General features: G+C 38.1%; 13 protein-coding genes. 10 read left to right on the top strand and 3 right to left on the bottom strand.

Annotated elements, in window-relative coordinates; translation table 11 throughout:
• Window positions 1-189 precede the first annotated feature (189 nt).
• From PSU83_RS01880 to xerA, 3 genes are all read right to left on the bottom strand, one after another.
• Window positions 190-609: a hypothetical protein gene (locus PSU83_RS01880; protein ID WP_300586094.1), complete on the bottom strand. Its 420-nt coding sequence runs from the start codon at window positions 607-609 to the stop codon at window positions 190-192.
• A 166-nt stretch (window positions 610-775) separates the two neighbouring features.
• Window positions 776-1,342 carry a hypothetical protein gene (locus tag PSU83_RS01875; RefSeq protein ID WP_300586092.1) on the bottom strand — a complete coding sequence of 189 codons (567 nt, stop codon included), beginning with the start codon at window positions 1,340-1,342 and terminating at the stop codon, window positions 776-778.
• A 139-nt stretch (window positions 1,343-1,481) separates the two neighbouring features.
• Entirely contained in the window at window positions 1,482-2,525 is a 1,044-nt protein-coding gene (xerA, locus tag PSU83_RS01870) for a site-specific tyrosine recombinase/integron integrase (RefSeq protein ID WP_300586090.1), read from the bottom strand.
• 204 nt (window positions 2,526-2,729) lie between these two features.
• On the opposite strand from xerA, the gene PSU83_RS01865 reads away from it, so the two are divergent.
• The 10 genes from PSU83_RS01865 to ettA all read left to right on the top strand — a co-directional run bounded on the left by PSU83_RS01865 (window position 2,730) and on the right by ettA (window position 11,624).
• Window positions 2,730-4,004, top strand: a complete 1,275-nt coding sequence (locus PSU83_RS01865; RefSeq protein ID WP_300586088.1) for an amidohydrolase family protein — start codon at window positions 2,730-2,732, stop codon at window positions 4,002-4,004.
• A 139-nt stretch (window positions 4,005-4,143) separates the two neighbouring features.
• The gene (locus PSU83_RS01860; protein ID WP_300586086.1) at window positions 4,144-5,271 is read left to right on the top strand and encodes an NAD(P)/FAD-dependent oxidoreductase; all 1,128 of its coding nucleotides are present in this window, start codon (window positions 4,144-4,146) and stop codon (window positions 5,269-5,271) included.
• A 41-nt stretch (window positions 5,272-5,312) separates the two neighbouring features.
• Window positions 5,313-6,014, top strand: coding sequence for a methyltransferase domain-containing protein (locus PSU83_RS01855; protein ID WP_363319843.1), 702 nt, complete (start codon window positions 5,313-5,315; stop codon window positions 6,012-6,014).
• Window positions 6,015-6,041: 27 nt separating this feature from the next.
• The gene (locus tag PSU83_RS01850; RefSeq protein WP_300586080.1) at window positions 6,042-7,094 is read left to right on the top strand and encodes a type III polyketide synthase; all 1,053 of its coding nucleotides are present in this window, start codon (window positions 6,042-6,044) and stop codon (window positions 7,092-7,094) included.
• Window positions 7,094-7,519 (top strand): FabA/FabZ family ACP-dehydratase, encoded by a 426-nt coding sequence (locus PSU83_RS01845; protein WP_300586077.1) that lies wholly within the window; start codon window positions 7,094-7,096, stop codon window positions 7,517-7,519. Before PSU83_RS01850 ends, PSU83_RS01845 begins: the two co-directional genes overlap by 1 nt.
• A 61-nt stretch (window positions 7,520-7,580) precedes the next feature.
• On the top strand, window positions 7,581-8,852 hold the full coding sequence (locus PSU83_RS01840) for a beta-ketoacyl-[acyl-carrier-protein] synthase family protein (protein ID WP_300586074.1): 1,272 nt from the start codon (window positions 7,581-7,583) through the stop codon (window positions 8,850-8,852).
• A gap of 3 nt (window positions 8,853-8,855) precedes the next feature.
• Entirely contained in the window at window positions 8,856-9,110 is a 255-nt protein-coding gene (locus PSU83_RS01835; protein WP_300586071.1) for a phosphopantetheine-binding protein, read from the top strand.
• Window positions 9,107-9,622, top strand: a complete 516-nt coding sequence (locus PSU83_RS01830) for a 4'-phosphopantetheinyl transferase superfamily protein (protein WP_300586068.1) — start codon at window positions 9,107-9,109, stop codon at window positions 9,620-9,622. Before PSU83_RS01835 ends, PSU83_RS01830 begins: the two co-directional genes overlap by 4 nt.
• 18 nt (window positions 9,623-9,640) lie before the next feature.
• Entirely contained in the window at window positions 9,641-9,823 is a 183-nt protein-coding gene (locus tag PSU83_RS01825; protein ID WP_300586065.1) for a CAL67264 family membrane protein, read from the top strand.
• Window positions 9,824-9,932: 109 nt separating this feature from the next.
• Window positions 9,933-11,624, top strand: coding sequence for an energy-dependent translational throttle protein EttA (gene ettA / locus PSU83_RS01820; RefSeq protein ID WP_300586062.1), 1,692 nt, complete (start codon window positions 9,933-9,935; stop codon window positions 11,622-11,624).
• Window positions 11,625-11,632 lie beyond the last annotated feature (8 nt).

The raw sequence follows: 11,632 nt of genomic DNA, 5'->3' as shown, positions 1-11,632 counted from the left end.
GAAATATTTATAAAGTTTTTTTTCTGCGCAAAATTGGCGCATGTTGGCTAACGTTCCGGCGCTTCGCATCAGTTGCGAACTTCGGAACCGATTATTTTCCACTAAGATAATATTTCTTGCGAAACGCGAACGTTAACTTACAACAAAATTCGCAATTGTGCGAAACGGCTGTTAGCGGAGGTTTGCGTTCTAAAATAGGTTTTCGTATATTTTTGGAAACTCCTTTTCAACTTTCTGATTTGGATTTTTCCCATCAATTGGATAACCATATTCCAATCCAACTTCAATAAAACCTTTTAGTAAATTCTTTTCTTCAGCAGTTAGAGATTTTGTCATATTCAAGAAATTATCTTCACCAACTTTATAAATTATTTGAGTAATTACTGAGGCCAAATCATAACCTCCAGCACCATCGCAGCTTATATTTAGTAAAGAAACCAAAGAATTATTTTCTTGTTTTATCGTTCCTTTTATCGAAGCTATTAACTTTTGATTTTCTGAATAACTTTGATTTTCTATAAGAGTATTTCCAATTTTAATTCCGTCAACTTCACTTTTATTACAAGCAATAAATGAAATCAAGATAAGAAGAAGTGCTATTTTTTTCATTGGTTGTTAATTTCGTGAGCAAATCTCCGCTAACGTTTCGCTGCTTCTCGTCAGTTGCGAAGTTCGGAACGAATTATTTTCTGTTAAAGATAAAAATTCTTGCGAAACGTGAACATGAACTTACAACAAAATTCGCAATTGCGAGAAACGGCTGTTAGCAGTAGTTTTATTTCCTATTTTTTGCTTTCATACTCGCTATAAATTCCTTCATTTTTTTTTCTTTAGCTCTTTTTTTTGTGTCTTCAGGAGATTTTGCAAGTAAAATAATATAAAATGCTTTTTCTTTTATTTCATCATCAGAATTTTTTAAAATGACATCTTTTGAAGGTTGAATATTTTTTGGAATTTCAAATGATGTATTGCATTTTGGACATATTGGTTTATCAAAATTGTTACCAATATTCTTTCCAAAGATGCCACCTAATATTGCGCCTGGAATTGTTCCTGCTATTGCTCCCAGAGGACCTCCAGCTATCCCAATTTGTGCTCCAAAATATGCGCCACTTACAATTCCGCCTAATCCTCCTGTCAATTTCCCTGTAATATTTTGACAATACGAAAAAGAAAATCCACAATTTGGACAAAAAAGTTTAAAACTTAATTCTTCACTTTCAGACTGTGAGTATGTTTTTGGAAAATTCTTTTTTAAATATTCAACCAAAGCTGCCTCACCATTTTCTAAATACACTTCGATTCCAATTTTTACATATTCCGGTCGACTTATTATTGACATATTATATCTTTTAAGTTATAGTTCCTATAAAATTACTGCTAACTAGTATATACCCGCTACTAAGTAGCGCCTATACACCCTTAATTGGGCTGATTTGCGCTATTGATTAGCGTATAATGTTTCAAATATAATCTTTTTTCTATAAGTCATCAAACGGGCTTCTTATTTGTTGAATGCTTTTGGTGCTCACGTGAGTATAAATTTCAGTGGTCTTGCTACTACTATGGCCCAGCAACTCTTGGATGTACCTTAAATCGGTTCCACTTTCTAATAAATGGGTCGCATAACTATGACGCAGCCAATGTAGTGTTACCGGTTTTTCAATACCTGCTTTTTCTTTGGCTTGTTTTAAAACCTGCTGCAAACTTCTAGCATCATATGCAATGCCAGGCAGATGGCCTTCAAATAAATATATTTTAGGTTTATACACACTAAAATAGGCTCGTAGCATTTCCAATATTTTAGGGCTAAGCGGCGCAATACGATCTTTCTTGCCTTTAGCATTTTTTAATAATACTATTTGACGCTTCGAGTCAATATGAACGGGTCGCAAAGCCAGCAATTCCCCGCAGCGCAAACCACAACTGTAAATCATACTCAGCATCATCTTATGTTTCATGTTACTGTGCGCCTCCAATATTGTCTTAACTTCACCTTTGCTTAACACATTGGGTAAAACTTTGGCTCGCTTCGGGCGATGCATTTTTTCCAATTCGATTTTAGTTTCTTTGAGCACCCAAAAAAATAACTTTATCGCACTTACAATCTGATTCTGATACGATTCTGATAATCCATTTTTTAATACATACTCATTATTATAGACAATAACATCATCATTATCAATGGCACTTACAGGCTTTAATCGGTAGTAAACCAAAAATGTTTTCAGCGCTTCACTATACGTTTTAATGGTACTCTCGCTGTAGCGCTTGGATCGCAAATACTGCTTAAACTTCTCTATTGCCGCTGCACCTTCTTCAGATGGTAAAAGTTCCTCAGGCAACGGTAACCCAAATTGAACACGGTAAACATCCGTATCTGGTAAATGCCAAACCTGCCGGCTATGACTCCACGTTGATCCTTCCAGCTTTTTAATCCGTACAATTAAGGCCGGACTTTTCTCAAAAAAGACTGCTATTCTTTTCTCATTTCTGTGCTTAATCAATTTTGCTTCCCATTCCATAACTATAAATATAGAATATAAATGTACGAAAAAACTATAATTAAAAACACAATCTAATATTAAATAGTAAGAATATAAGTATCATACCGAATTTTATGCCTTCTCTTATCTGTAATCTGTAATCTTATCTTTTCATCCAAATTCTAAATTCTAACTTCTAAATTCCCATCATTTTCCCTATCTTTAGATTCTAATTAACTACCAATGAAAAAACTACTACTGGTATCGCTATTACTAACCTTTGGCATCACAAAAGCGCAAGACATTTATATTCAATGCGGAAAAGTAATCGACACCAAAAACGGAAAAGTGCTCACCAATAAAACGATTGTCGTCTCGGGTAAAACTATCAAAAGTATTCAAGAGGGTTTCTTGCTTCCGATAAATAGTAACGAAAAAGTCATCGATTTAAGAACTAAAACCGTGATGCCAGGCTGGATTGACATGCACGTTCACTTAGAAGGCGAAACCAGTCCAACAGCCTACTTAGAAGAATTTACACTCAATGATGCTGACGTGGCGTATGATGCTGAAGTTTTTGCCAAAACAACCCTTTTAGCAGGATTCACCACGGTAAGAGATCTTGGTGGAACCGGTGTAAATGTTTCGCTTCGAAATGCCATAAATGCGGGTAAAGTAATTGGTCCCCGAATCTTTACTGCCGAAAAAGCACTGGCATCCACAGGCGGTCATGCCGATCCAACGAACGGATATCGCAAAGACTTAATGGGCAATCCTGGCCCCAAAGAAGGGGTTGTTAACAGTATTGAAGACGCCAGGCAAGCCGTACGCCAACGCTATAAGAATGGTGCCGATTGGATTAAAATTACAGCCACTGGCGGCGTATTGAGTGTTGCAAAAAGTGCCGGAAATCCTCAGTTTACGCAAGAGGAAATTGAAGCCATTGTGGCTACAGCCAAGGATTACGGAATGAAAGTCGCTGCCCACGCCCACGGCGATGAAGGGATGCAACGCGCTGTAAGAGGCGGTGTAAAAACTATCGAGCACGGTACCGAAATGAGCGATGCCACCATGGACTTGATGATAAAATATAACGCCTATTTAGTACCAACAATTACAGCCGGAAAAACCGTAGAAGAAAATGCCAAAAAGGCAAATTATTATCCTGCCATAGTAGTACCAAAAGCGCTAGCCATCGGACCACGAATTCAAGGAACGTTTGCCAAAGCCTACAAGAAGGGCGTACCCATTGCTTTCGGAACCGATGCTGGCGTATTCCAACACGGATTAAACGCTCGCGAATTCATCTACATGACCGAAGCTGGAATGCCTATCATGAAAGCCTTACAATCCGCCACAACTACAAATGCAATGCTACTCGATATGGACAAACAAATCGGCGCTATAGAACCGGGTTTCCTAGCAGACATTATCGCCACAGAGGCCGATCCAACAGAAAACATCAACACCGTTACCAACGTCACATTCGTGATGAAAGAAGGAATACAATACAAATAACCAAATAACCAAATAACCAAATCATCAAATCACCAAATCACCAAATCATCAAATCATCAAATCACCAAATCTCCAATTTATAAATCTTTAACATAATTATATAAACTGTTCAATCCGCAATTGAATACATTTACGGGCTATGGAAAACAATCAAGTACTTATAATTGGTGGTGGTCTCGCAGGTCTCACGGCGGCGATTCACTTGTCATCCGTAGGTATGAACGTTACAGTGGTCGAGAAGAACAGCTATCCCAAACACAAAGTCTGCGGAGAGTATATTTCCAATGAAGTGCTTCCGTATCTTAAATCACTTAATATCAGTATTTCAGAGTTGCATCCAACACGTATTAACAAACTCACGTTTTCTACCGCAGCCGGAAAATCCATTACAGCACCTTTGCCTTTGGGCGGTTTTGGCATAAGCCGATATGCTTTAGATGAGTATCTTTATAAGAAGGCTGTAGCCAATGGTACTAAGGTCATCCACGAAAGTGTAGAAACTATTGCATTTGATAACGACGCCTTCACCATCACAACCTCTAGCGGAAAAATACTAGAAGCAACCGTTGTTTTTGGAGCATTCGGAAAACGATCCAATATTGATCAAAAGATGCAACGTACATTCATTCAACAAAAGTCACCTTGGCTGGCCGTAAAAGCACACTATAAAGGGAATTTTCCCAATGATCTTGTCGGATTGCACAATTTTAAAGGTGGCTATTGTGGTGTTTCCAAAGTGGAGAATAATGTGGTCAACGTATGTTATTTGGCCGATTATGAAACGTTCAAAAATTATAAAAACATTGAAGAATATCAAGATAAAGTAGTTTCGGCTAACCCAAATCTGAAAGCAGTTTTTAGTAACATGACACTTTTGTTTGATAAACCGCTAACCATCAGTCAAGTTTCATTCGAAAAGAAAGAAGCTGTAGAAAATCACATGCTAATGATAGGGGATACCGCTGGCTTAATACATCCGCTGTGCGGAAACGGAATGGCAATGGCAATTCACAGCGCAAAAATCGCAGCCGAACTCGTGGAAGCATATTGCAACAAACAACTTACCCGAAAACAATTAGAAGAAAACTATACCACGCAGTGGAATTACAATTTCAAGAAAAGACTAAAAACAGGTAGAATGTTGTCCGCTTTATTGCAAAAACCAAAACTATCAAATGTTGTACTGCGCATATTTACAGCACTCCCGTTTTTATTACCCATAATCATCAACAAAACGCACGGTAAACCTATTACGCTACAATCCTAATGTTTATAAACACTAAAAATAGAACCACCCAATCCGAAATCATGGATGACTTTGCCCTGGAAGGCGAAGTGTTGCGCGATGCCTTAGATAAGATTGCGAGTATCAACCAACTTTTAGGAGGTAACAAACTCACACTTGAAGGCGTCAAAACCATCCTAAAAAACCATCCCGTTGAAGAACCAATTACCCTTTTAGATGTTGGTTGTGGCAATGGCGATATGTTGCGCACCTTAGCCGATTATGCCGATGATAACAAGTTGAAATTTAACTTAATCGGTATTGATGCCAATCAGTTTACCATACATCATGCAGAGAAATTGTCAACGCATTATCCTAATATAAGGTACCGTTGCGAAGATATTTTTGATAAAGAATTCGACCAATTACATTATGACATTGTTTTATGTACCTTAACGCTGCATCATTTTAAAGAGGAAGAAATTTTGAAACTCTTGCATGTTTTTAAAACCAATGCGCGCCTCGGAATTGTAATCAATGATTTGCAACGGAGCAGTATTTCGTATCGATTGTTCCAAGGGTTATGTTTTGTATTCCGACTCAATAGCATGTCAAAAAAAGACGGATTAGTATCGATATTACGTGGATTCAAAAAAACCGAATTACAACAATTTTCTAAGCAGTTACACTTCAAGAACTATTCGATAGAGTGGAAGTGGGCGTTCAGATACCAATGGATTATTATTAGTGAACAAGTCCAAATCAATTACGAAATCAAAGAGTAGCGATCAATAAATACAATTCCCAATAAAATGAGTGTCAAAATAAAAGCCGTAGCAAAACAATTACCTAAATATTCCCGAACGACCGAAGAAATCCTTCCGTTTTTAGACGCATGGCTTATCGGTCAAGACGAGCGTTTTATCCGAAAGGTAAAAAAAATATTTGAAGGTGCCATGGTGGATAAACGCTATTCGATTATGGATCCGGCAGAGGTGTTTACCAATACTTCGTTTGAAGAACGCAATGATATTTATGTGCGTGAAGTGATTGAATTGGGTGAAAAAGTGTTGGAGAAAGCGTTAACCAAAGCCAATTGGAAGCCCGAAACCATTGATTACATCATCACGGTAAGTTGCACGGGAATTATGATTCCGTCACTCGATGCGTATCTAATCAACTCGCTGAAACTCCGCCAAGATGTAGTGCGATTGCCCGTTACCGAAATGGGTTGTGCTGCAGGAATCTCCGGAATGATTTATGCCAAGAACTTTTTACAAGCCAATCCCGGAAAACGTGCGGCAGTAATAGCGGTCGAAAGTCCAACAGCAACATTTCAGTTAGATGATTATTCTATGGCAAATATCGTTTCTGCTGCTATTTTTGGCGATGGTGCTGCTTGTGTTTTGCTTTCTTCTTATGAAGACGATGAAGGACCGACAATCCTTGCGGAAGACATGTATCATTTTTACGATAACATCCACATGATGGGTTTCAAACTAACTAATAGCGGATTGCAGATGGTTCTCGATATCGAAGTTCCCGAAACAATTGCATCTCATTTTCCAGACATTATTCATCCGTTTTTAGCCAAGAATAATCATAAAATTGAAGATATTGACCATCTTATTTTTCATCCTGGTGGAAAGAAGATTGTGCAAACGGTCGAAGATTTGTTTTCCGATTTAGGTAAAAATATAGACGATACGAAAGAAGTGTTGCGGTTATACGGAAACATGTCAAGCGCAACGGTGCTTTACGTTCTTGAACGCATTATGGATAAAAAACCAAAGCAAGGCGAAAAAGGATTACTTTTAAGTTTTGGCCCCGGATTTTCAGCGCAGCGAATACTAATTGAATTTTAATGCATCAGGATATTATTAATAAATTGCCTTATACCAAACCCTTTCTCTTCGTAGATGAGTTGCATCGCGTAGACGAAAATGGAGTAGAAGGCACGTTTACTTTTTCCGCTGATTTAGATTTCTATAAAGGACATTTTAAAGACAATCCAATCACCCCAGGCGTTATATTAAACGAAACTATGGCACAAATTGGAGTAGTTTGTCTCGGAATATTTTTATTAGGAAATGATTTTAATGATAATTCTAAAATAGCACTAACTTCATCCGACATTGAATACCTGAAGCCCGTTTATCCAAACGAAACCGTAACGGTAATCTCAGAGAAAGTCTATTTCCGATTTGGCAAATTGAAATGTAAAGTACGAATGTGGAATGCGAATAAAGAAGAAGTTTGTCACGGAATAATAGCCGGAATGATAGTTTAACAAACACTTAGCGGCTTTGCGAGAAAAGGAAATAATAAATTCTGAAACAAGTTCAGCATAAATGAAAAGAAGAGTAGTCATAACAGGTCTCGGGATAATCGCTCCAAATGGCGTCGGACTTGAAGCGTTTACGAATGCCATCAAAAACGGACTATCCGGAATAAAGCACGACGCAGAACTCGAACGCTTGCAATTTTCTTGTCAAATATCGGGCACACCCCAAATATCTGAAGAACTCAAACGTGAATATTTTACAGAATTAGAATTAAGAAACTTTAATTCGACTGGAATTCTTTACGGAGTTATGGCGGGAATTGATGCGTGGAAAGATGCAGGTTTACCAATAGCACAAAATGAAAACCCCGATTGGGATTCGGGAACCATCTTTGGTACCGGAACTTCGGGTATTGAAAAGTTCAGAGAAAGCATTTATAAGATAGACAATTTTGAAACCCGAAAACTCGGAAGTACTGCCGTGGCACAAACTATGAACAGCGGTGTAAGTGCTTATTTAGGCGGAAAACTTGGTTTAGGAAATCAAGTGACAACCAATTCATCCGCTTGCACGACGGGAACGGAAGGTATCCTAATGGCCTACGAACGCATACAACTCGGACATGCCAAACGCATGTTAGCCGGAAGTACCAGCGATAGTGGCCCTTATATATGGGGTGGATTCGACGCGATGAAAGTCTGTACTTTTAAACATAATGAAAGTCCGGAACAAGGCTCAAGACCGATGTCGGCAACAGCTTCAGGATTTGTACCCGGAAGTGGAGCAGGTGCATTATTATTAGAAGATTTAGAAACGGCTTTATCACGTGGCGCGCGAATATATGCTGAGGTTTTAGGCGGGAATGTCAACTCAGGCGGACAACGAGGATTAGGAACTATGACGGCTCCAAATCCGGTAGCGGTTCAAAAGTGCATTACGGATGCTATGGCCAATGCTGGAATAACTGCTAGTCAAATCGACGCGATTAACGGACACTTGACCGCAACAAGTAAAGACGGATTAGAAATAAAAAATTGGAGTGAAGCTTTAAACAGAACCGGAAAAGACTTTCCGTTAATCAACTCACTGAAAGCAATGGTTGGACATTGTTTATCTGGATCGGGAAGTGTAGAAAGTGTAGCTTCGGTGTTGCAGGTTTATCATGGATTTGTGTTTCCGAACATCAATTGCGAAGATTTAAATCAGGAAGTGACTGATTGCATTGATGCTTCTGTGATTCCGCAACAGCTAATCGAAAAAGATATCACTATATTAGCCAAAGCCAGCTTCGGTTTTGGAGATGTAAACGGATGCGTGATTTTAAAAAAATATACTTAAACTATGGACAAAGCAGCGATAATAGAACAACTAAAAACGATTGTAAAACCTTTTGTAAAAAACGAAGAAGCATTCGATACGATCAATGAAGATACCGATTTTATTAGCGATTTAAACATCAATTCCGCTAATTTAGTGGACATTGTATTAGATGTAGAAGATGCTTTTGGAATCGTAATTGACGATCAATCTATGGCGAAAATGCTAAACGTCAAAGCTACCTTGGAAATCATAGAAACCAAACTCGCCCAAAAGTGATTGGAAACGACATCATCGATTTGGCTTTAGCCCGAAAAGAGAGCAACTGGAAACGAGAAGGTTTTTTGGAAAAACTTTTTACTGCGCAAGAACAAGCATTGATAGTAAATTCCAATACTCCCGAAATAACTGTTTGGAATCTCTGGAGCCGAAAAGAGGCCGCTTATAAAATCTACAATCGGCAAACAAAGATTAGAGCTTATATTCCGCTGCAATTAGAATGTTTTGATATTGAAATAAAAGATGGATTTCTTTACGGAAAAGTCATTTGCTACGACACTATTTATTTCACCAAAACGGAAATCACTTCAGAATACATCGAAACATTTGCGGTAGTCAATCCGATCGATTTCGACAAAATAAAAACAATTCATTGTTCTGAAATAATTATCAAAACAGATGGAATTCCTGATTATTTTGGCATAGAAAATAAAATTTGGAAACCTGTTTCAAAAAGTCATCACGGAAGGTTTGAAAGAATCATAAGTTTTCACGATATTTGCCTTTCCTAAAATTAAATACCACACTATATGGGAATGAATAAAAATACCGTCTTAGGCTGGGCGACCTTAATTATGATCATCATGGGATTAATACTAATTGCACTTGGTGCTTTTCGTTATGATGAAACGGCAGGTTGGGGATTTGCTTCAACTGGAGTAGGATTTCTAGCCAATGCATGGGTGTTTAGCTCATTAAAGGGAAGACTATAAGAATATTAGAAATGATGAATTTTAAATTTTAAATGATTTTAAAATAAATTCATCTTTACAATGCTTTACATTCAAAATTTATAATTTATAATTTAAAATAGTAGTAAAAATGTCAGACGATAAAAAGGTAATTTTCTCAATGCAAAAGTTGAGCAAAACCTATCAAGGAGCAGATAAACCCGTATTAAAAAACATCTACTTAAGTTTCTTTTACGGAGCAAAGATTGGTATACTTGGACTTAACGGTTCGGGTAAATCATCCTTATTAAAAATTATTGCTGGAGTAGATAAAAATTATCAAGGCGATGTAGTTTTTCAGCCGGGTTACACTGTAGGTTACTTAGAGCAAGAGCCCATCTTGGATGAAACTAAAACCGTTTTAGAAATCGTGAAAGAAGGTGTTGCCGAAACCGTTGCGATCTTAGACGAATTTAATAAGATCAACGATATGTTCGGTTTGCCCGAAGTTTATGAAGATGCGGACAAGATGGACAAACTAATGGACCGTCAGGCTCTGTTACAAGATAAAATTGATGCTTCGGGTGCGTGGGAATTGGATACCAAACTCGAAATTGCCATGGATGCTTTACGTACTCCAGAAGGCGATACGCCAATCAAGAATTTATCTGGTGGAGAGCGCCGTCGTGTAGCTTTATGTCGTTTATTATTGCAGCAACCCGACGTATTATTATTAGATGAGCCAACGAATCACTTGGATGCAGAAAGCGTACTTTGGTTAGAACAGCATTTAGCCCAATATGCCGGAACTGTAATTGCAGTAACGCACGATCGATACTTCTTAGATAATGTTGCTGGATGGATTCTTGAACTAGATAGAGGAGAAGGTATTCCGTGGAAAGGAAATTACACGTCTTGGTTGGACCAAAAATCAAAACGTATGGAGCAAGAAGAAAAAACAGCTTCCAAACGTAGAAAAACATTAGAGCGCGAGCTGGATTGGGTGCGACAAGGTGCCAAAGGAAGACAAACCAAGCAAAAAGCGCGTTTACAGAATTACGACAAACTCTTGAATGAAGACCAAAAAGAGCTTGACGAAAAGTTAGAAATCTACATTCCAAATGGTCCGCGTTTAGGAACCAATGTTATTGAAGCGAAAGGTGTTGCCAAAGCTTTTGGAGATAAATTATTGTACGATAATCTGAATTTTACCTTACCACAAGCGGGAATTGTTGGAATTATCGGGCCTAACGGTGCTGGTAAATCCACCATCTTCCGAATGATAATGGGCGAAGAAAAAACAGATGCGGGTGAATTCACTGTCGGAGATACTGTTAAAATCGCATACGTAGATCAGGCGCATTCGAATATCGATGTAAATAAATCCATTTGGGAAAACTTCTGCGATGGTCAAGAATTGATTATGATGGGCGGAAGACAAGTAAATTCTAGAGCTTACCTATCTCGTTTTAACTTTGGCGGAAGCGAGCAAAACAAAAAAGTTTCAGCATTATCTGGAGGAGAACGTAACCGTTTGCATTTGGCTATGACTTTGAAAGAAGAAGGAAACGTATTGTTATTGGATGAGCCAACCAATGATTTGGACATTAATACACTACGTGCTTTGGAAGAAGGATTGGAAAACTTTGCGGGTTGTGCTGTTGTTATTTCGCACGACAGGTGGTTCTTAGACCGAATATGTACACACATTTTAGCTTTTGAAGGTAACTCGGAGGTGTACTGTTTTGAAGGTGGTTTCTCAGAATATGAAGAGAACAAGAAAAAACGAATGGGGGATGTAGCTCCAAAACGAATTAAATATAGAAAGTTGATAAGAAATTAATCAAATAC

The sequence above is a fragment of the Flavobacterium sp. genome (genome assembly GCF_029945805.1).
Taxonomy (GTDB): domain Bacteria; phylum Bacteroidota; class Bacteroidia; order Flavobacteriales; family Flavobacteriaceae; genus Flavobacterium.
This window is presented reverse-complemented; position numbering and strand designations above follow the sequence as displayed.